The sequence below is a fragment of the Cupriavidus sp. MEYA8 genome, from assembly GCF_059278825.1.
The window spans coordinates 1,070,543-1,091,837 of the sequence record NZ_CM181222.1 but is presented as its reverse complement, the minus strand read 5'-3'; the positions used below and the strand labels follow the sequence as shown (position 1 = coordinate 1,091,837).

Sequence of the window (21,295 nt, the reverse complement as noted above, 5' to 3'; positions counted from 1 at the left end):
GGGTGGCGACATACGCCGGGGCGCACGGGTAAGCGACCATTCGACAACTTGAGGCTCCTGATGCAGCTATCCTGGATGCTCATTGTCCATAGTGGCGGCGCGTCACTGGCGGTCCCCCTGGCGGGCCTTGTTGCGCTCCGTCTGGCCTACCTGGGATTGTGGGAGCGCGCGTGTTACTGGCTCATGTCGCTGGTGGGCGGTGCAGCCGTCATTCTTGCAGGGAAGCTGGCGTTCGAATTCAATGGGTGGTCAATGCCATCGGTGAACGTGTACAGCGTAAGCGGGCACGCCATGCTCACTGCATCGGTCTACCCGATGCTGGGCGCGATACTGGGATCGGCATGGGGCAAGCGAACGGCCAGGATCGGCCTGTCTGCCGGTGTACTCGTGGCCGTACTGGTGGCGATTGCCCTGATCGTCGGACACTATCACACGCTTGCTGAAACCCTGATCGGTATGACTGTCGGATTTGCCGTGGCGTGGATCAACTTGCATCCATTTCGTCAGCCCGCTCGTCAGCGTGCGCGCCCCGGTCGGACGCCGATGCTTGCGAGGCTGGCGCTTTGCGGGTTCCTGTTCGTCTTTGTGCTGGCAGCGACACGTCCCGTCAAGGGTCGATTGTGGTCACATGGAATGGATTGGTTCGGCGTCACCGAGCGCTATTCCAGGTACATCGATACCGATCCGGTCTCCGGCCAGATCGTGGTGACGGTCGTGAAATGCCGGGTGCCGTCGTACCGCGTATGTTCTGAAACCTTTTGAGCTGGGCCCCGAGCTGTTCGAGCTGTTCATCACTGATCGCGAATCAGGCGTGAGGTCATCTGGAAACTGCCGGTAGTGATGAACTGCCGGTCCTTGGCGCTGGTCGAAACGCAGGTGTGAGAATCGACAACGCATTCCGCGCCGATGCTGACGCCCGGAAAGAGCGTCGCGCGTGTCCCCAGGAAGCTCCGCGGTCCGATGGCGGCGTTGCCGTTGAGGACCGCATGAGGAGAAAGCACGGAGCACGCACCCACCCGGGCACCGTGCCCAATTCCGCTGGAGACATTGGCCACCACGCCGTCCTCCACCACCGCGCCCCGGCTGATGACCGCAAACGGAAAAATCAACGAGCCGACGCCCAGGTGGGAGGAAGGCGAGACGAGGGCCGTACCGTGGACATAGATCGGAACCTCGATCCCGCTATGCAGGAGCCATGACAGCACCTCTTGCCGTGCCAGGGTGGCACCGATCGCTACCAGCACTGCCTGGCGCGGCGTTGGCCGGTACTGACGAATCGACCCCAGATGTGGCAGGTCTATGCCCTCCGGAACCTTGTCTGGCGTGTCATCGATGAAGCCCGCTACCGTCGGTCCGCCGCACAGCGCTTCTGCCTGCAGATAGTCATAGAGTTCCAGCCCAAGTCCGCCTGCGCCGGCGATGACCACGGACGAGACGGCATCCGCATGAACGAGTGGCATGACTTGTTTGCCCTCAGCGAAGCAGAGTTCGAGTTCAGCGGCCGACGGCTGGACGGAAACTACACCAGCCGCCGCCGTCGCCCTGGCTAAGCCCGCTTGGTCTGTCCATTGCCGTAATCGGCGAGATAGCGATACTTGCCAAAGTAGCTATGGGACCGGTACCAGCGACCCTCGATCAGAAGCCCGTTGAACAGCACGCCCTTGACATCGGCGCCAGCCTGCCGGATCGCGCGTTGCGCCGCAACCAGTTCGCCGGTCGTGGTCTTCTCGGCGCGCGCCACCAGGAACACGGCGCCAGCCTTGCCTGCCAGGATGCCCGCGTCGGCAGCCACAAGCACTGGCGGCGTATCGATCAGCACCAGGTCATAGCGCGCTTTGAGCTGCTCAAGCACGGAGTCCATGGCGGGGCTCAGCAGCAGATCTGTCGCGTGTGGCGGTTGCGAGCCGGTCGGTATGAAGTCCAGGCCGGGCACCACTTGCCGCTGCAATACCTGCTCCAGCGGCGCGCCCATCAGCAGTTCCGTCAAGCCAGGGCCGCGCTTGACATCAAAGGAACTCTGCAGGCTACCGCGGCGCAGGTCGGCATCAATGAGCACCACGCGGCTTCCGGTCGCGGCAATTGCGGCAAAGTTAGTACAGACAAAGGATTTGCCGACGCCCGGGGCAGGCCCGGTGATCACTACCGTCGGGCTGTTGCTCCCGGCCATGGCGAAACGCAATGCGGTACGGAAGCTGCGCAGACTCTCCACCGTGGGATCGTCCGGTTGCTGGAGTGCCAGAAGGCCGGCGCCGGGTGACAACTGTGACTGTTGTTTGCTGAAGGGGATGGTCGAGTAGACAGTCATCCCTGTCTGCCGCTCGATCTCGTCCGGGTCTGCCACGCCGCCCTCGAGCGTATGGCGCACGAAGACCACCAGCAGACCAGCAACCAAGCCCAGCGCGAGCGATAGCCCGGCAATCAGCGCGCGGTCCGGCCGGACCGGCTTGAGCGGTACCTCCGCCGGGTCGACAATCCGCGCCGTTCCTACCTTGCTCGCCTTGATCAGCTTTAACTGCTGGACCTCGTTCAGCAGGGACTGCAGCAGCTCGGTGCTGACCTTGACGTCGCGCATCAGCCGCAACACGTTCTGCTCCACGTCCGGCAGCTTCTGGATCCGCCCGGACACTCCGTTCAGCTGGGCGGTCAGGCCGGAGATCTGGCTGTCGACGAGTGCGACGGCCGGATGAGTTGAAGTAAAGCGCGCAGCCAGTTCCTGGCGCTTTTGCTGCAACTCCTGCAGCTTGGTCTGAATCTGCACCGACTGACCCAGGATCAGCTTGGACTCCTCGCCGAGGTCGATCGTGCCGCGTTGATTGCGCATCGCGTTATATCGGGTCTCGGCCGTGTCGACCTGCTGCCTGAGCAGCGGCACCTGCTGCTCGAGAAATGCGAGGGACTTTTCGGCTTCGGCGGCTTTGCGGCGGATGTTCTGTTCAACATAGGCATTGCCGACTTCGTTGAGGATAGCCGCCGTCATGTCTGGCGAGGCACCTTCCAGAGCCACGCCGATCACGCCGCTATCCTTGCCGCGTTCGCTGATCGTCAGCTTCTCCTGCAAGCGCGCGATGCCAGCAGCGCGCGCCAGGCGACGCAGCACGAACTGGGTACCGGGACGCCCGTCCAACTGGCTTACCAGCATGGTGACCGCGCCGTTGGCAGTGGTGATCGTCAATGGCGATCCCACTTTGCCGGTAGCCTCGACATCGTCGCTGGCAAACCGCACCCTGTACTCGTTGTCACCCAGCGCGGTCAGCAGGATCTTGCGCTCCTCCATCGACGCAGGAACGTCGAGTTGGGACACGGCAATCGATTCATGGCCCCACGCAAAGCCACCCCATCCAAACAGCCCAGGGTGCGACCGTTCAGGATTGAAGCTGGCGATTACCGGGCCAATCACGGGGAAATAGCGCGGTGCGGCTTCGATATACAGGTGCAGGTTGTCGACAGCCTTTCCGACCACCATCCGCGAGCGCAGGAGTTCAATCTCCGCGGAAGCGGCGGGTTTGGCATCGGGTCCCGGTGAGATGGAGGCTATGAGCTTGCTGACGTGGCTACCACCCGAGTCCTCCACTTGCACCGTCATGTTCGTGCGGTAGACGGGCTTGGCCAGGAGGGCATAGGTAAGGCCGACCACGAGGACCACGCCGACGACGGACAGGAAGGTCTTTCGATAGCGGGCCAGCAAATCGAGATAGGCGGTAAAGTCCACGGCCGATTGATGCTCGTCCCCGCCAGCGGGAGCTTGATCCCCGGTACTGACCGTTCTCATGATACCTCTCCTTGAGCATCAGTTGGTGCAACCTCTGCCAGCCGTGCAGACCATGAAGCAATGCCCTGCTTGATCAGTTCCAGAACGATATAAAACATGCTTGGCGAGCATCCGTACGGATCCGGCACATCCGTGGACGTGGATTCGCAAATCCGGTGGGTCTTCCCGCGTGCCAGCGGGAAAACCCGTTCAAGCTCGTCGCGTTGCTCGCTGTCCATCACGAGGATCAGGTCCGCAGCTGCCACAAGTGCGTCGTTCACAGCGCGGGCGCGGTGACTGGCAATATCGAGGCCCTCGCGCGCAAGCAGCCTGACAGCGCTTGGGTCCGCGGGTGCGCCGACCGGCGGAGCGAGTCCGGCCGAAGCTACCTCGCATGCGGGCAGAAGTTGGCTCAGCAGGCAGGCCGCCATGGGGCTGCGACAGACGTTGCCGATGCAAATCACCAGGATCGAGCGAGTCATGTTTCGCATCCCGCTATTTGATTGCCGTGGCAGTACTGAACACAGGCTGCGTGCTCGGCAACAACTGGTTGATCACACGGCTCCAGCGGACCACCTCACGTGCGTCCACATAGACCACATCTTTCGGTTCCAGCTCGAAGCCCTCGGCGATAGCCAGCGCCGCCGGAGAGTTGCTGTTCAGATGGAAGATGTTGGGTTCGCCATCGGCCGCCTTGCGGATGACGTAGATCTGTTCCGCATTGGCCGAACTCGGATTGACACCGCCGGCATCGCCAAGTGCTTCGTTCAGTGTCATCCGTCCATTGCGCATGAGCAGGGAGGCCGGGCGCACCACTTCGCCGGTGACGAAGATCTTGTTGTCCTCGCGCTGTTCCACGCGGACGATGTCGCCCGAGCGCAGCAGAATGCGGGACGGATCAATACCCCTGGCAAGCAGCGCAGGAATGTTGACATACCAGCTACGCTCGCCGCGGGTAACGCGGATGCGGCTGTTGTCACCGGTCAGATTCAGCACGCCGCCGGCGCGATTGAGCGCTTCCACCAGCGTCATGGGCGCGTCATCGATGGCCTGCATGCCAGGCGTCTTGACTTCTCCGTCAACATAGACACGCTGGCTACGAAAGCCGAGCACCCGCACCGTCATCTGGGGGTTCCTGACCACTCGCGACAGAACCCGCGCCATCTGGTCGCGAACCTCGTTTGCTGTCTTCCCACCCACCTTCATGACGCCGGCGTAGGGGAATTGGATATCGCCCTGTGCGCTGACCACATAACCCGGCACGTTGGCGCCGCCGCTGGACTGCGGGATTTCGAAGGCGGCGCCGATGCTGTAGGTCTGCGTGGGAAACACCAGTTCCGGATGGTCCCACACCACGACCGAGATGATGTCGCCAGGGCCGATCTGATAAGGCCGCGGTGTGGCGAACAGTTCTTCGACCCGCTCATTGTCTGTACGAACCTTGCTGCGTTGGGCTTTCACCAGATCGAGGGTGATCGGTGTCACCTTGGGTACGACATCGGGACCGATTGCGCTCACCACTGCATTGGTGCCGAAGTACATGCCCGGCGAAGCAGAGCAGGCTGCAAGCAGGCCGGTGGCGACAAGTATCGACAGACTGGAAGCGATGTTGTGGCGATGGGTAGCCAGGATGATTCGGGAATGCATGCGCCAATTGACTGGTCTCACGGCGGTCTCCTTACTGATGGCAGCGGACAACGCATCGCATCTGCCATGCCCTGATGCTTTGCATCGTAGGAGGGGCAGCTCCATGCTTCGGTGCGTTGTCGCACGTTGAATGTTCGGACGTGAAAGCTGTACTGCCGCGAGCGCCAGCCTTCGCCCAGTGGGCCCCTCCGTTCGCTGCATCTCGCTTCCTGCAGTAAAGGTGCAAAGGCCAGCACTGGTCTTCCAGCCCGTGTGCAATGCACGGAGCCTCGATATCGACCAGGTCAGGACACCGGGTTGGCCTGAGGTCTGCATGCTTCGTCCAGCACACCAGCCAGGCGCTGCGCCAGCAGCTGGAAGCTGTGGTTGCGCTCGACATATTCGCGGCCGGCGCGCCCCATACGCAGGCGAGCCTCGAGCGGCGCTGCGGCGATGCTGATGATGGCGTCGGCAAGCGCCTCCGGCTGCTCCGCGGCCACTGTCAATCCCGCCGTCGAGTCGGCCACCGGATTATTGGAGGCATTGGAGGCAATGACGATGGGCCGGCCCGCAGCCAGGTAGTCAAACAGCTTGTTCATGCTGATGCCGTACCGGTACAACTGTGGCAGGTCGCGCACGGCGATGACAAAGGCATCGGCCTCCATTGCCACAGCCGGAATGCGGGTCTTCGGTACGGGGGGCTCAAAGATGACATTGCACAAGCCGAGTTGCTGCGCCTGCGCCATCAGCGCAGGCTTGAGGCCGCCATCTCCAACCATGCGCAGGATGATGTGCCGCCCCTCTGGCCGCTGCTGCACAAGCTTCATTGCCTGCAGCACATTGTCCAGGCCGTTGGCTTGCCCGTGGGCGCCGAAATACATCAGCGTAAAACGCTCGGACGGCGCGACGGTGCGTGCAGGCGTGGGCGGCGGGAACAGCGACAGGTCCACGCCGTTGGGTATCCAGGTTATGCGCTCTTTCGGGATGCCCAGCGGCGCGATGTACTCCCACGCGTGCGGCAGCAGCACGACGATGCGAGTGGCACGCCGATACAGCCAAAGCTCGAGCTTGCGCAGCGCCCAGGTAAGGAAATCCCCTTCGCGCAGGCGACCCATGTCCACGAGCGTCTGCGGCCACAGGTCACGCACCTCGAACACGAACGGGACCTTGAAGCGGTGCGCCAGCAAGGCGCCCGCCGCCGCGGCGAAGGGGTGTACGCTGGAGCCGATCACCACGTCGGGACGCGGCAGGCCACGCGTGGTCCGCCGCCGCAAGGCGCGCCAGCTGTAGGCCAGCATGTTGAGGATGCGGCCAGCGCCATTGCCTTCGTATGTGGGCGTACGTACCCAGAGGAAAGACACATCGCGAATACTGTCAAGGCGCGACAACCTGCCCGCCTCCAGATGCCGTTCCCTTGCGCCGACCGTGTTGGCCGCGATAACGGTTGCCTGCCAGCCGGACGACCTCAGGTGCTCTGCCAGGTGGAAGTGTCTCGTACCGCCGGGGCTGCTGCCGGGTTCCAGGGCATAGTGATTGAGAATCCAGACGTGCTTCATGGAGGGACCGGATCGTTGGATGCTGGCGCACATGTCATTGGCGGGCTTCGCCCGGTTGGCCGACCCGGCCCGCAGGGTGGGCCACCAGGGCAGACGCGGGCCTGACAATAGCTGATCCTGCCGCGACCGCATGTGGACGCGCAGGGCCATGGTCAGGGCCATGGTCAGGGCCGGATGAGTACTTTCCCATCCGCCCGAATACATCTAATCAGAGTCCGACGCCCCGTGAAAGCGCATAGCGTGGCCCAGACCACACTGCCCGGCATCGCACCGCGGCAGCCTCGCGGGTGCGGCAGGAAAGCGCGCGCGCCTTGCGTTCGGCGTCACACCCAGCTTCATTGCGGGCACGGTAGCGAGTCCCGATAATCTTCTCTGTCAGCGCAGTCGGCTGTGGCTCGGCCATCCGGTTTGCCATGTGCTGTCCATGCCCTGCTCAAAGCCGTGCACAGACGTCGTTCAATCAGACGCCGGCATTCTCACTCTGGAATTCCCTATGAAGCACATGACTGAGGAAACCCTCTCCTGGCTGCAGCGGATTCTCGCGGAGCGGTTTGGCCATGGTTTTCAGTTGCAAGGTACCGACGCGGGCTTTGTCCGCTTGAGCCTTGCTGGTTGCGGCGAGGGATCGATCGAGATTGCCGCTGACCCCGTCACCTTCAAGCGCGCGGACTCGGCGCTCGCCTTTACAACCTGGGATGCACTTGCCGAGGGGTGGCAGACGGCCCTGCGCGGACCTTTGCCGGCGCCAGGCCTCGCGCGCGCTCCGTCGCCGCTGATCGAGTCGACGCCGGCTGGCTATCGAATCCACTATGACGTTCTCGGTCTTTGCTACTGGATGCTGTCGCGCCAGGAGGAGGTTGGCCGCACCGACCTGGATAAATACAGGCGCTTCCCGGCGAGCGGCTCGCATGCCCACAGGCATGGCTACCTGGAGCGACCGGTGGTGGATGAGTGGTTGCATATCCTTGGGCAGGTGATCAGGCGACAGTGGCCAGAACTGCAGCTCAGGCAGCTTCGGCCCGGCATGAAGGTGTCGCATGACGTGGATGTTCCCAGTCGTTATGGTTTTGGCTCCGCGGCGCGAATGCTCCGCCGCATGGCCGGCGACATTCTGATTCGCCGGGACGTACGGAGCGTGCTGCAGGCCCCGGTCATCAGGATGAAGACGCGCACCGCGCTGCATCCCGGCGATCGGGTCAATACCTTTGACTGGATCATGGATGTTTCCGAGCGCCATGGACTGGTCAGCGCCTTCTACTTCATCTGCGGCCGCACCCACCCAGGCATGGATGCCGACTACGAGCCGGAGCATCCTGCGATACGCGGATTGATGCAGCGTATCCATGCCCGTGGTCATGAGATCGGCCTGCATCCGAGCTTCAATACCTATCAGGCCCCCGGCGCGGTGCAGGCGGAGGCAATCCGGCTGCGGCGGGTATGCGAGCAAGAGAAGATCGAGCAGGAGGTCTGGGGCGGACGCATGCACTATCTGCGCTGGGAGCACCCGACCACGATGCTCGGTTGGGAGCAGGCGGGCATGACCTACGACAGCACGCTCAGCTATGCCGACCACGCCGGATTCCGCTGCGGCACCTGCTTCGAATATCCGGCCTTCGATCCGGTGGCAGGCAAGGCCCTGAACCTGCGCATTCGCCCGTTGATTGCCATGGAAGGCACCGTCATGGGTTATATGGGGCTTGGAACCGGCGAGGCGGCATGGAGCAAGTTCCGGGAGCTGAAGGACACCTGCAATGCGGTGAATGGCTGCTTTACCATGCTGTGGCATAACTCGTCGCTCGGCAAAGCCGAGGAGCGCGAGTTGTACCAGGCTGTCGTCGCCCACTGACAAGCTGTCGCGTCAGCGAGCCACGATCGCCCCACCCCTGCCGCCCGGCCGCGCGCGATGGAAACGAGCGCGGCGGTTGGCTCGTCCCTTCAGCGCGCGCCGCCGCGGCGCACCAGCGTAGGCCAGAACATCATCTCGGCAAGCATGCGCCCGCTGTCGCCGGGCTGCCTGGCAAAGCCGGGGTAATGGGCTGCAACGAAGTCCCGGTCTTCCTTGCGCGACGACTGGGTAATGTCGTACAAGCGCACACCCAGCGCGTGCATGGCTGGCCAGGTTGCATAGCCACCGGTGGGGAATGACTCAGACAGGCCATACGGTGGATAGCCCTCCGCGCAACTGCCGGTACCGTTGTCGTAATTCACCCGATACCAGCCGTTGGCGCCACTGAAGTAGTTGGCGAACAGGGGGCGAGCCCGATCCTGATTCCAGACGCGAAGACTGAACTGGCGTGCAAAGGCAGCCATGGTGTCTTGCGAGGGCAAACTCGCCGGGTCTATACCGTAGACCTGGACCATGGCCGCACGATTGCGCTCGATGGCATCAAAGAAATGTACCAGCCGTCGTGCGTGGCTGATGTCCCAGCCGATGTTGGCGACCGGCGCGAAGCGCTCGGCTGGAATATGCGTCTGCGCCGTGACCAGCTCGGGTCTGGCCGGATCGCGCTTGCACACCACGGGCTTGTCCCGCCCGGTGTAGGAGGCATACCGGTTTGTGTCATAAAGCCGCCAGAATCCCGCATCAAGATCGGCCACCCTGATGCCCTTGCCGGTCTTGCCCTCCGGGTCAGGAAGCGCCTGTACAGTAGTACGAGCCGCAACCAGGCGCAGCAACAAGTCCAGGTGTGCTTTCATGGTGGCAATACTGCCGTCATTCAGGCCCATCGCCTGGGCAAGCCGAGGCCGCGCGGCCAGCATGCCGGCCAGATCCGCGTAGATGGCAATCTGCCAAAGCTCCTTGTCGGTCAGGAACAATTCCGACGAGGTATTTTTTACATCCTCCGGCCTGGCGGCGATCCGCTTGCGCAACGCGTCCTGCGCCGCAGGCGTGTTCCAGCGTTCCAGGTGCTCGCGCGCGATGCGTGCCGTCTGCTCGACAAAGTCGTTGGGAGCCCCCGTCCGAACCTCGCGGCTCATGCCGTTGGCAAGGCTGCTCGCGAAGGCCAGGAACTGGGTGCTGTTGAGCAACACCTCGGTATTGCGCAGCCGGATGCTGTGGCTGCACTCGGGGCCACCGCGGCATATCCAGGCCCGCCCTGGCTGGTCGCCGGGCGCGGGTGCAAGCTGTGCATAAGTGCTGGCAACCAGGCCGGCCAACTGGGCCTGGCGCGCGCTGCGCTGGCAACGTTGTGCCATGGCCAGCAAGTTATGAAAGAAGACCTCTAGGTGATATAGCGCATAGGTGTCGCCTTGCTTCACCAGCCGTTCCGCGATCAGCTGCTGTTGCACGAAGACGAACCCGCCTTCGTCCCAGCGGCGCCAGACCAGGCCTTCGACAGGGCCACCGCATTCCAGCGCGGCCGGCATCACACCGCCAGACTGCGCCTGCGCCGCTGGCACGGTACAGGCCAGCAGTACAACCAGGCTACCGGCGCGCAGCAGAGCGCGCGCAAGAGGTCGACGGGCGCGTGCGTTGTGCTTGCTCATGCCAGCATCTCCTTGTAAAAGCGCGGGCGCTTTGCTTTCCCGGCGGCACGGCTATCGGGAACGCATGAGCTGATACAGCGAGAGCGCCCTGGATGGTGTCTTGGTAATGAGGAAATACGGTCTCTGAACAGCACCGAAGCCTCGGAAGAAGCGTTCCACCGATTCCAGCATGGAGCCAGAGAAGTCATAGACCTTGGTTACCGTCGAGGCGAACCTGATGGTTTCCCAAATGCAGTAGCTGCCGGCTCCGGTATTGGATGGCATGTCCCGGTTTGCGCCTCCCATCAGGCCATATGCGCTCTGCTCGTCCCACACGAGATAGGCGCTGTAGTGAGGCCGTCCCTGCTCATCCTCGACGATAAAGATCCGGCGTCTGCCCCGCTCCTTGCACGCAGCGTCGATTCGCCTCGCGACGTTATCGGAATAGCCTCGGCGCCATTTTGGGTCAATGCCGACATTGCGGTTCAGTGGCAGGAATTCATCAATGTTGTCGGTGTGGCGCACGCGAAGATTGAAGCGGTCGCTTGCTTTCCGGATGTCCTGTTTCACCGTGGGTTGCATGGCGCTCCAAAGCGATGTCTCGTCACTGAGGTCCGGAAGAATGTAGGTATATCTCGTGGTCTGCCGATAGCCTTTCCAGAAGAAGGGCAGCCAGTTGGTATTGTTGTAGTCCCAGGCCTGCACGAAATGGTCGAACCTCGGCAGTTGTTCGATCAGATTCGTCATCAACTCCTTCTGTTGGCTCAGTAATTTTGTCGGCTTTGCATCCTTGCACGCGAGCCATGGTCCCAATCCGTTTCCGGCGGGAGGCTGGGTAAGGATGACAAAGCCATACCTTGTCTTCTTGACGTAGGGCATGGCTGCGATTACCTTTCCTGCCCGCTCCACCAGGGCCACGCTCCAGCGGTCGGCCCCGACCGTCGCGTCAAGCCACCAGGCCCGGCTGGACAGCGGGATTGAAAGTTCGGTCTCGCAGAGCTCCCTGTATTTGCTCTGATTGATGTCCATACGCCTCAATCATCGATGAATATCAGTTGCCGCTGTACAGGCCTTGCCTGGTGACCAGACTGGCGGATACCTGTCAGGATCGCGCAGCTTGCTGACCTGGGCACCGCGCAAGCGCAGGCCGGCTGCCCGCCCGCTCGCGCTTGCGCAGTGCGCAGGCCATCGCGCCCCATGCCAAGGCGAAAATCGGGTCGTTGACGGATTTGGCGGTGGCCGCCAAGGTCACGGTATAGACGCTGAATGCCAGCGCGAGCGCAACTTCCGGATTCGCGGCGTAGCCCTTCCTGGCCAGCCTGGCTGATTGCACCAATGCATAGCCGAGCAAGAGTACGAAGCCCAGGAAGCCCACCAGCCCGAAGCTGACCCACGCGGAGAGCGCGTTGTGCGCGTAGCTCCCGATCTCGCCGAGATACAACTGGGAAGCGTAGCTGCCGAGCAGCGGATGCTCTGCGATTGTCCTGACCGCGTACTGCTGCAATTCGTTTCTTGCCTGATAGGAAGTCGATTCCCTGATCTCCAGAAGCTGGAGGATGCGCGAGCTGCCTTCGAAGACCTGGAAGCTGACAGCCAGATAGGCGAGTCCGGCTATGCCAAGCGGAACCCAGACCAGCGTGGTCCGCGATGCGCCGTCCCGAAGCCCGAAGAGAACTGCGGCTACGACGAGGAAGGCCATGAACTCGCTGCGCGCCCCGAGCAGGAACAACAGCGGTACGGCAATCACTACCACCAGTGCGGCACGCAATCCGCGATGCAATGCGAGCGCTGCCAGGGCGGCAATGGCGGCAGAACGGGCCAATCCCTGATAGCCGGAAACCCGCACGGCGTCACCGGCAATCTTCTCTGTATCGTAGAACTGGCCATTCGAGTTCCACGCGGCGATGGCCAGGAATACGGGCAGTGAAATAGATATTATCCAACGCAGCCACTTCTCGTTCAGATCGAGGTTCCTTACCGACATGTAGACCACCAGCCACATGAGTATCGTGCTGAGGTTATACATATAGAAGTCGAAGGACTCCTGCACTCCTGTACCAAGCAGGTAGTGCAGGCTTGACCATGCCAGGACAAAGAGCACATACAGAACGAAAGCACGATCGATAAACAGAGTCGGCTCGCGCCCGCGTACCAGTGCACCGAAACCGAAAATCACCAGCGGGATGCCGAGGACTACCGACATGGGGCCGAAGAAGCCACCCAGCACCGGCGGAAAAAAGGCGCCGGCCACCGCGGTGTGGTAGTAGAAATAGCCCGGAAACAGCGTGAGGAAGACTACGCTGCCAAAGAGCGAGAGGTTGCCGTGCTTCATGACCGCTCTGCCGCCTCCCTGTTAGTCGTCATTGCGGATTCCGGATCGCCGTCCCCTTGCAGTCCATCAGCCAGTGAAAGTCTGCCCCCCAGGCAAGCGGTGGATCTAGCCTTTCCGGATGCAAGGCTCAGCCACGGATATCCGCTCGCGCTCCATCCATCTAATCAAATTTGCCGCTACTTTGATAGCGCAGTGCGTGAGCCAGCCCACACCGGACAATGCGCAAGCCCGAAGCCAAAGCCATTCCTCGGCCGAGTCGCTGAAGCGGCGAACCGGCCACGCACTTAGGCCAGGATCCGCTCGTAGAAATGAAACAGCTTGTCCTGCTCGTTCGCCCAGTTGTATTTCCTGGTCACGGTGCGGCGGCCGTTCTCGCCCATGCGGCGCGCCTCATCGGGATGCGTCACCAGATAGTCGACGGCATTGGCGATTGCCTTCGGATCCAGCGGATCCACGCACAGGCCGCTTTCGCTTTCCTCGACGATTTCGCGCCAGAGCGGAAAATTGGAGGCAATGGGCGGGATCCCGGCCGCCATGTACTCGAACATCTTCACGGGCAGTGCATCGAGAAAATTGATGAGCGGGTGCAGCGTCACCAGGCCGGCCACCGACCGCGCCAGCACGCCCCGCACCCCGTCCCGGTCCAGATAGCCGAGTTCGTTGACGCGGGACCAGCCGCTGGCCGCCCTCACCTCCGATTCCAGTGCCTGGTCGCCGAACCGGCCGGCCAGATTCAGTCGCGCCGCGGATTGCACCTGCTCGAGCGCCATGACAGTCTCGCGGATACCGCGAGTTGAGCTGATGCTGCCGACATAGCAGATTTCCGCTCGCTTGGATTCCCACTGCACCGGGCCGCCAAGTTCGCCGAGAATCGGGTAATTGTTGATGTCGACGGTGCGAGGATTGATCGGCAGGAAATTGTCCCTGATAAAGGGGGTAGCCGCGACGATGCCGTCGAATTCGCGACAGGCACGTCTCTCGTATATGGCAAAGGCACCCGCCAGCGCGCGCAATCGCCTCGGCCCCAGGTAGGGTTTGCTGAGCAACTGGCGGGGCACGTCCTCATGCGAATCATAGATGACGCGTTTACCCATCTTCTTCAGCTTCAAGCCAACGGGAATCAGCTCGGGGTCGTGCAGGTGGTAGACGTCGGCATTCAGCGTGAGCGCCCGGCGCAGCACGCGTGTCGTGGTCCGGAAGACGCGGTTTAAGCGCCCCGCCGAGCCGCCGACATCGGTGATGAAAACCCCGTCCCGGCTTTCATCCCCTTCGCCGTCGGCCACCACCAGCGAGACCCGATAGCCGTTGGCCGCCAGGCTACGGCAATGCTTGAGGAAGATGCGGTCATCGTAGCGCGGATGAACCGAGGTGAGGTGGGCTACGTTAGCAACTTGCACTTGAAACTCCGTCTACAACGCCACGACATGCATCCGGCACAGAGATGTCTGGTCCGCTAGCGGATCGAGGCTACCGTCGTTCATCGTCAGTTCGCGTCGGGCGCAGCGTGCGCCGCATCCAGAACGCAGACAGGGCCAGGAAGTAAGCGGCAGAAACCAGGGTCCGCCAGTCGGGTTCGCCGCTGAACAGCAGTATCGAAGGCAGTGCCCAGGCGCAGAAGACCAGCAAGCGCCCCGCATCGTGCGTCACCATTGTCTTGAGCCTCACCCCCACTCGCGACATGAACAGGGTAAGCATCCCGAGATAGGCAACGGCGCTCACTGCGGAGAAAACGGCAATGCTGGGGTCCGCCGGAACGCTGAATCCGTAACAAACTGCCAGCGTGGCAAGACGAATCGCAAAGGTGCTGAACTGCGCGATCAGTTCCATCTTCTGCAGTTCCATCACATCAGGGAGGCAGGAGAGCGGCGAGAACTGGAACTGGAAATAGATCCAGGGAGCCATCCAGCGCGCATAGTGGCCGGCCATGCGCCACCGTTCGCCGAACACGGCCGCGAACAGGTCCGGCCCGGCGCAAACAAGCAGCACCAGTGCCGGAACGCCGGCATTGGCCAGCTTCCGGCGCAGCGCCTCGGCCGCCTCGGGCAGGCGACCGGCCCGCATGGCGGCCGGCGCCTGGGCGAAAAAAACACTACCGATCGCCGCGCCGATCAGTGAGATCGGCGCCGATACCATGCGCAGCGCGAAGGCAAAGTGGCCGACTACGGCAGCGCCGAACAACGCCGAGAAGATCAGCGGCACCAGGTGCACGCCCGCCACATTGAATGTGGCTGTCCAGGTGGAGTACAGCGGAAAATCCTTGTAGCGGCGCGCAAGGGCCACGATGCGGATCAGCTTCACGTTGCCGCCCCGCCTGCGGCGGATTTCCCTGATCGCATAGAACAGTCCGCCGGCGCCATGTCCGATTACCGTTCCACCCATCAAGGCCAGGACGCCGAAACCATAGCCGCCCAATTGCACCAGGTTTGCGATCACGGACCGCACCAGCCTGGTCTGCGCCAGCTGGCCAAAATACTGCATCCGGACCATCCATCGCTCGATCACAGTGTAGAGGCCGACCGAAGCAACGCCGAAGGGGAGCAGCCAGAGAGCGCTGGCGTCGATTGACCAGTTAAGGGTCAGGATCAGCGATTCGCCGAAGAACAGCACGCCGAGCGCGCAAAGCGCGCTGGTCGTCGCCACGCACAGCAGGCATAAGGCCACCAGGTTCTCGGCATCGCGATCGCTGGCGGGCAGGGCGATCGACAAGTCATAGCGCAGGCAGGCGACAACGCCGAAGAACGCGAGCAGGCCCGCGAAGACCGCCACGGCGCCAAAATCCTGCGGAGAATAGAGGCGCGTCAGAACTGGCGAGACCGCCAGCGTAAGTATCTGCGCGGCGGCCTGCCCGCTGACCAGCACGCCAATGCTTCTGCCGACACGGGGTTTCTCCGCCGTGCCGGGGTCCACGGCGAGCGCCTGCTTGTTCAAGGCACGACTCGCTCTGGCTGGCACATGGCATGTCGGAGAATCACTGAACAGATAGCCTGCTGGCTTGCCATGTCGAGGTACGGATGCATCGGCAGGCTCAACACCTCACGCGCCAGCGCGTCGCCGACCGGCAGGCGGGCCTCGCAGGCGGCTACTGCGGGCTGCCGGTTCAGCGGCAACGGATAGTGCACGACAGTGGGGATTCCGGTGGCTTTCAGCACATCCTGCAAGGAATCGCGATCCGGGACACGGATGGTGTACTGTGCCCATACGCTGAGGTTGTGGGGTTCGACATGCGGCGTGGCCTCGAACCCCCCCTGGCGCAGCAGTTCTCCGTACCGCGCCGCCACTTGCTGGCGTAGCTCGACCTCCTCATCGAAGATCGTCAGCTTTGCCAGCAGGATGGCCGCCTGCAATGTATCCAGGCGACTGTTCACGCCAACGCGGACATGGTGGTAGCGCCGGTCCTGGCCATGACGGGCGATCTGGCGCATCGCCTTGGCCAGGTCTTCGTCGTTGGTGAAGATCGCTCCGCCGTCCCCGTAACAGCCTAGTGGCTTGCTGGGAAAGAAGCTGGTACAGGCAATCGTGGACAGATTGCAGCTACTGCGGCCCTTGTAGGTGGCACCGAAGCTCTGCGCAGCGTCCTCGATGACCGGCAAGCCGTGGCGCGCGGCAATGGCATTGATGATGTCGAAATCGGCACACTGTCCATACAGGCTGACCGGGATGATGGCCCTTGTGTGGTCGGTGATCGCCGCCTCGAGCGCCGCGGGATCCAGGTTGCAGGTGCGCGGATCCACGTCCGCATAGACCGGCTTCGCTCCCAGCAAGGCGACGGTCTCAGCGGTGGCAATATAGGTAAAGCCGGGCATGACGACCTCATCGCCGGGCCCGATGCCCAGCGCCATCAGGGCAATCTGCAGTGCGTCCGTGCCGTTGGCACAACTGATGCAGTACCGGGTGCCGGTATCGTGCGCAAGCCGCTGCTCCAGCTCCTCGACCTCCGGACCGAGAATGTACTGGCCGTGCGCCAGCACGCGCTGGATGCCGGTGTCAATCCTGTGCTTGATGCGGGCTTGCTGCGCTTTGAGGTCGATGAACTCGATCATGGCTGATTTCCTGTGCAGACGGCATGCGGAGGGGACTGGTCACTGCCTCAGTCTGCGGCCTTGCGCAGTGTTGCGCCGTCCAGGACGTAGCGCTGCCCGCTATTCCGGCAGACGGCCTCGCCCTCGCCGCGCACTGGCAGGTCAAGCTGCTCGCCGAATTCGCTCATCCAGCCGACCTGCCGTGCGGGAACGCCGACCATCAGCGCATAGGCAGGTACGTCCTTGTTGACAACGGCGCCTGCGCCGACGAACGCATATTCGCCGATAACGACGCCGCAGACGATGGTGCAATTGGCGCCCAGGGTCGCGCCCCGCTTCACCAGCGTGTCGCGGTACTCGTTCTTGCGCTCGATCAGCGAGCGAGGGTTGTAGACATTGGTGAACACCATGCTGGGGCCGCAGAAAACGCCGTCCTCCAGCGTGACGTTATCGTAGACGGAGACGTTGTTCTGCACCTTGACGTGGTCGCCGATGACGACGCGGTTACCGACGAACACGTTCTGGCCGAGCGAGCAATGCCTGCCGATGCGCGCACCGGCACAGACATGGACAAAATGCCAGACGCGCGATCCTTCGCCGATCTGGGCTCCCGCGTCGACGATGGCCGATGGGTGTACCTGGTCCGTCATCACAGCCTCATGCAAGAAGTTGCTGCAGGAAAGGATGGCCCTCGTTGTCGCTGGGCGCCGTGGCGCGTGCGGAACGGATTGTGCTGACCGTCTCTACGCAGTGACGCGCGTCGTCCAGGCCGTAGCCCCGGCCCGCGAGTATCTCCCGGTAGCTGGTGGTGTGCAGGTCGGTGAAGCCTTCCGAAAACTCGATCTCGGCACCGTCCACGGCGATCGAACGATAGGTCGTCTTCTTGCCCTTCACCGTGGCAGGCAGGTCATTGGCATCGATCGATAGAAACCAGCGCACGCGCGCATTCTCGTATTCGAGGTAGCCTGCAGCCTTGTTGTCCGTGCCATAGTGCACCACATTGCGTTGCAGGCTGCCAAAGATGAAGTGCAACATGTCATAGAAGTGCACGCCAATGTTCGTGGCCACGCCGAAGGATTTGCGCGTGTCGCCTTTCCAGCTTTCCAGATACCACTTTCCGCGCGAGGTGATGTATGTCAGGTCGACCTCGTGCTTGTGCCCGTTGCGCTCGCACGCAACCTTCTCCTTGAGCGCGAGGATTGCCTGGTGATGGCGCAGCTGCAGGATATTGAACACGCGCCTGCCGGTCTCGCGTTCGACGAGCGCGAGCTCATCGAGCAATGCAGGTGTCGGGACCAGCGGCTTCTCGCAGATCACGTCGCATCCGAGGCGCAGGCCGGCAGAGATATGCGACTGGTGCAGGTAGTTCGGCGAGCAGACGGAGATGTAGTCCAGCGCTGCGCCCGGCTGGCGCCGCAGGCGCCAGGCATGGTCATAGAAGCGCTCGAATTCGGTGAAGAATTCGCTCTGTGGCGAAATGCTGTCGAGGATGCCAACTGAATCGTTGATGTCGTACGCCGACACGAGCTCATTGCCCGAATCCTTGATGGCGGTCATGTGGCGTGGCGCAATGTAGCCGGCCGCTCCGATCAGTGCGAATCGTTTCACGCTAGCGCTCCCATGTGCTCAGGCCTTGACAACATTCGCGTATGACGCGCGATACTTTCCGCGGCTGTCGACGAGGAGCTTCGCATGCTGGCGGATGAGAAGATAGTCGAAGGCGTCGTGATCGGTGGCCAGCACCACGGCGTCGAAGCCGCAGAGCGATTCGCCGTCGAGCGGCACGCTCGACAGCTCGAAATAGTGCTCGCGCATTTTCGGAAACACCGGGACGTGCGGGTCGCTGTATGCGACCGTCGCGCCGCGTGCGCGAATCTGTTCCATGATCTCGACCGAGGGCGACTCGCGCATGTCATCGACGTTTTTCTTGTAGGCAATGCCCAGCACCAGCACCCGGCAGCCTTTGAGTGCCTTGCCCTGCTGGTTCAGTCCGTCCACCAGCCGGCTGACCACGTACTCCGGCATGGCCTTGTTGACTTCGCCGGACAATTCGATGAAGCGGGTGTGCAAGCCGTATTCGCGCGCCTTCCAGGTAAGGTAGAAGGGATCGATGGGGATGCAATGCCCGCCCAGGCCCGGCCCGGGATAGTAAGGGGTGAAACCGAATGGCTTGGTTGAAGCGGCGTCGACCACTTCGAAGATATCGATGCCCATCCGCGTGGCCACGATCTTCATTTCGTTGACCAGGCCGATGTTCACCGCACGATGGATGTTCTCGAGCAGCTTGGTCATCTCGGCGGCCTTGGTCGAGCTGACCGGCACCACGCGGTCGATCGCCACTTCGTACAGCGCCATACCGACCTCGCGGCAGACCGGCGTCTGGCCACCGACGATCTTGGGAATGCTGCGCGTTTCGAATTTGCCATTGCCCGGGTCTTCGCGCTCCGGCGAATAGACCAGGAAGATGTCGCCGCCCACCTCAAGCCCGCCTTCCTGCATGCGAGGCAGCAGTTCCTCCTCGGTCGTGCCGGGGTAGGTGGTGCTTTCCAGCGACACCACCTGTCCGGCGCGCAGGTACTTCTTGATGGCGTCCGCGGTGTTGATGACAAAGCTCATGTCGGGTTCACGATGCTTGTTGAGCGGCGTCGGCACGCACAGGATGATGGCATCGCACTCTCCGGCACGCTCGAAATCCGTAGTGGCCTCGAACCCGGTCTCGCGGGCACGGGCGATGCTGCGTGCGGGAATATGCTCGATATAGCTCTGGCCGGCGTTGAGCTTGGCAACCTTGCCCTCGTCGATGTCGATACCCAACACACGGAAACCGATTGCGCAGTAGCGCAGCATCAGGGGCAGCCCGACATAGCCCAGGCCGACGATGCCGATAATGGACTCCCTGTTCTTGATCCGTTCGATGAGATCTTTGGCGATTGGGCTCGACATGATGGAATCAGAAGGTTTGTGGTTGAAGCCGATCGAATCGGACTGACTTGCGAGGTGACAGCGCTGAACTGATGAACCGTGCTCCGATTGTAGAAATTCGCCGACCGCCGGATATGTGGGCATTGTTGTCACCCACACACATTGCTGCACATACACCTGCGATCGGGCGCGTCCCAGCGCCGGTACTCGTCGCGGCGTGCCGGGGAGCCTTCAGACTAGCGATTGGCAATTGAAGGAAACATCGTTCCAACGGGTATCGTCCATTCGACTGAGGCCGTACCACGCCATCGCGCGTGCGGTGCGCGACAGGCCAGCAATGTGCGAAACCGCACGGATGCTGGCAAGGTGGCATTCCCGGAATGCGAGCAATGGGGGATCGGAGCTGCCGCGAATCCACGCGCAGCTGCTACGGATCGGCGCGACCTGAGCGCAACGCGCGTCGACGCAATAGGCACTGCCACAACAAGCAATCCCTCAGGGATTGAGGAGCGAACGCAGGTACAGGTATGTCAGCAGGATGCGCGAGGGGGTCTTCTGGATAAAGAAGTAAGGCTGCTGTCTGGCGCCGAATGCCCTGAAAAAGCGCTCGACCGGCTCCAGCATCGACCCTTCGAAGTCAAACGTGCGCGCCACGCCCGAGGCGTAGCGGATTGCTTCCCACATGCACAAGCTGGTCGCCCCACTGGTCCGGAGCACTGGATCTGAGCCGCCCATCAGGTAATAGGCGACTCGCCCGTCCCAGACCAGATAGACGCCGGCATGACGACGGCCTTCCTTATCCACGGCAATGAAGAACTTGCGTGCGCCTCGCGCCGCACACGCGGCGTCAAGGCGGCGCACGAAGTCGTCCGTGTAGGGTATCGCCATGCGCTGCCGGGAGAAGACCTGCCGGTTCAGCTTGATGAACTCGTCGATGCCAAGGTCGTCGCGCACCTGAAGACCATGGCGGGAGCCCGCCTTGCGGATTTCGGCTCGGATGTTGTGCTGCATGCCATTCCAGAGCGCTTCCGGATCCGACAGGTCATCGAATACGTAGGTGTACTTGGTGGTCTGACGGAACCCCTTCCAGGCAAAGGGCAGCCAATTGGTCTGGCCGGGATCCCAGTGCTGCTGGAAATGGTCAAACCGCGGGAGCTGCCCGATCAGATCGTCCATCAACTCCTTCTGCTGGCCCAGCACTCTCGCCGGCTTGCCATCCATCGGGGCCAGCCACGGTCCGGACATCTTGGCCAGTGCCGGCTGGGCAATGACTGAAAATCCGTACATGCGCCGGGGGGCGTAGGGCAGGCTTGCGACTATCTGACCGCCGCGCTCGACCAGCGCTACGCTCCAGTTCCCGGGGCCGGCGGTGGCGTCCAGCCACCACGCCTGACTAAATAGCGGAATATTCGCAGTATTGCAGAGCTGGCGGTAGCGGGCTTGTGCCGCGTTACCCGCAACCTCCGTGTCAGCGACCTGCCTGACGGGAGCAGTGGCTCCGCTCGCCGCTGGAGCATTTAGTCCGGGGTGGTGGTCAGCATCCCCTTGACGGCTGGGGTCGGAAGTCGGCCGCACCAGGTCCGTCGCGGCACTGGCAATCCCATTCGCGCTGTTCATCGATTCC

Annotated in this window: 17 protein-coding genes; 2 read left to right on the top strand and 15 right to left on the bottom strand. The window is 62.4% G+C overall.

Going from position 1 to position 21,295, the window contains the following annotated elements:
• The first annotated feature begins 60 nt into the window (after positions 1 to 60).
• Positions 61 to 762, top strand: a complete 702-nt coding sequence (locus AC5WJ1_RS22070; RefSeq protein WP_135703363.1) for a phosphatase PAP2 family protein — start codon at positions 61 to 63, stop codon at positions 760 to 762.
• 29 nt (positions 763 to 791) lie between these two features.
• Here AC5WJ1_RS22070 and AC5WJ1_RS22065 read toward each other — a convergent pair whose 3' ends face one another.
• The 5 genes from AC5WJ1_RS22065 to AC5WJ1_RS22045 form a co-directional block, all read right to left on the bottom strand.
• On the bottom strand, positions 792 to 1,460 hold the full coding sequence (locus tag AC5WJ1_RS22065; RefSeq protein ID WP_494476958.1) for an acetyltransferase: 669 nt from the start codon (positions 1,458 to 1,460) through the stop codon (positions 792 to 794).
• 86 nt (positions 1,461 to 1,546) lie between these two features.
• Positions 1,547 to 3,769 (bottom strand): polysaccharide biosynthesis tyrosine autokinase, encoded by a 2,223-nt coding sequence (locus tag AC5WJ1_RS22060; RefSeq protein ID WP_135703365.1) that lies wholly within the window; start codon positions 3,767 to 3,769, stop codon positions 1,547 to 1,549.
• The gene (locus tag AC5WJ1_RS22055) at positions 3,766 to 4,230 is read right to left on the bottom strand and encodes a low molecular weight protein-tyrosine-phosphatase (protein WP_135703366.1); all 465 of its coding nucleotides are present in this window, start codon (positions 4,228 to 4,230) and stop codon (positions 3,766 to 3,768) included. The genes AC5WJ1_RS22060 and AC5WJ1_RS22055 overlap by 4 nt, the downstream gene beginning before the upstream one ends.
• Positions 4,231 to 4,243: 13 nt before the next feature.
• Entirely contained in the window at positions 4,244 to 5,395 is a 1,152-nt protein-coding gene (locus AC5WJ1_RS22050; protein ID WP_195428072.1) for a polysaccharide biosynthesis/export family protein, read from the bottom strand.
• 284 nt (positions 5,396 to 5,679) lie between these two features.
• Positions 5,680 to 7,092: a glycosyltransferase family 4 protein gene (locus AC5WJ1_RS22045; RefSeq protein ID WP_434034330.1), complete on the bottom strand. Its 1,413-nt coding sequence runs from the start codon at positions 7,090 to 7,092 to the stop codon at positions 5,680 to 5,682.
• A 331-nt stretch (positions 7,093 to 7,423) separates the two neighbouring features.
• Between AC5WJ1_RS22045 and AC5WJ1_RS22040 the strand changes: the two genes are divergently transcribed.
• Positions 7,424 to 8,776: a polysaccharide deacetylase family protein gene (locus tag AC5WJ1_RS22040; RefSeq protein ID WP_255519747.1), complete on the top strand. Its 1,353-nt coding sequence runs from the start codon at positions 7,424 to 7,426 to the stop codon at positions 8,774 to 8,776.
• An 89-nt stretch (positions 8,777 to 8,865) separates the two neighbouring features.
• On the opposite strand, the gene AC5WJ1_RS22035 is transcribed toward AC5WJ1_RS22040, so the two are convergent.
• The 10 genes from AC5WJ1_RS22035 to AC5WJ1_RS21990 all read right to left on the bottom strand — a co-directional run bounded on the left by AC5WJ1_RS22035 (position 8,866) and on the right by AC5WJ1_RS21990 (position 21,288).
• The gene (locus tag AC5WJ1_RS22035; RefSeq protein WP_434034329.1) at positions 8,866 to 10,419 is read right to left on the bottom strand and encodes a hypothetical protein; all 1,554 of its coding nucleotides are present in this window, start codon (positions 10,417 to 10,419) and stop codon (positions 8,866 to 8,868) included.
• A 51-nt stretch (positions 10,420 to 10,470) separates the two neighbouring features.
• A complete protein-coding gene (locus AC5WJ1_RS22030; protein WP_195428028.1) occupies positions 10,471 to 11,427 on the bottom strand; it encodes a GNAT family N-acetyltransferase in 957 nt (318 codons plus the stop codon).
• 73 nt (positions 11,428 to 11,500) lie between these two features.
• Complete coding sequence (locus AC5WJ1_RS22025) at positions 11,501 to 12,730, bottom strand: O-antigen ligase family protein (RefSeq protein ID WP_195428029.1); 1,230 nt, start codon at positions 12,728 to 12,730, stop codon at positions 11,501 to 11,503.
• A 284-nt stretch (positions 12,731 to 13,014) separates the two neighbouring features.
• On the bottom strand, positions 13,015 to 14,127 hold the full coding sequence (locus tag AC5WJ1_RS22020; protein WP_133097157.1) for a glycosyltransferase family 4 protein: 1,113 nt from the start codon (positions 14,125 to 14,127) through the stop codon (positions 13,015 to 13,017).
• A 70-nt stretch (positions 14,128 to 14,197) separates the two neighbouring features.
• Complete coding sequence (locus tag AC5WJ1_RS22015; RefSeq protein ID WP_167884558.1) at positions 14,198 to 15,658, bottom strand: lipopolysaccharide biosynthesis protein; 1,461 nt, start codon at positions 15,656 to 15,658, stop codon at positions 14,198 to 14,200.
• Positions 15,655 to 16,770, bottom strand: coding sequence for a DegT/DnrJ/EryC1/StrS family aminotransferase (locus AC5WJ1_RS22010; RefSeq protein ID WP_135703371.1), 1,116 nt, complete (start codon positions 16,768 to 16,770; stop codon positions 15,655 to 15,657). The genes AC5WJ1_RS22015 and AC5WJ1_RS22010 overlap by 4 nt, the downstream gene beginning before the upstream one ends.
• Positions 16,771 to 16,817: 47 nt before the next feature.
• Entirely contained in the window at positions 16,818 to 17,399 is a 582-nt protein-coding gene (gene wbpD, locus AC5WJ1_RS22005) for a UDP-2-acetamido-3-amino-2,3-dideoxy-D-glucuronate N-acetyltransferase (RefSeq protein WP_133097154.1), read from the bottom strand.
• A 7-nt stretch (positions 17,400 to 17,406) separates the two neighbouring features.
• Positions 17,407 to 18,357 carry a Gfo/Idh/MocA family oxidoreductase gene (locus AC5WJ1_RS22000; protein ID WP_195428030.1) on the bottom strand — a complete coding sequence of 317 codons (951 nt, stop codon included), beginning with the start codon at positions 18,355 to 18,357 and terminating at the stop codon, positions 17,407 to 17,409.
• A gap of 18 nt (positions 18,358 to 18,375) precedes the next feature.
• Positions 18,376 to 19,692, bottom strand: coding sequence for a UDP-N-acetyl-D-glucosamine 6-dehydrogenase (gene wbpA / locus AC5WJ1_RS21995; RefSeq protein ID WP_133097186.1), 1,317 nt, complete (start codon positions 19,690 to 19,692; stop codon positions 18,376 to 18,378).
• A 474-nt stretch (positions 19,693 to 20,166) separates the two neighbouring features.
• A complete protein-coding gene (locus AC5WJ1_RS21990; protein WP_195428031.1) occupies positions 20,167 to 21,288 on the bottom strand; it encodes a GNAT family N-acetyltransferase in 1,122 nt (373 codons plus the stop codon).
• Positions 21,289 to 21,295: the final 7 nt, after the last annotated feature.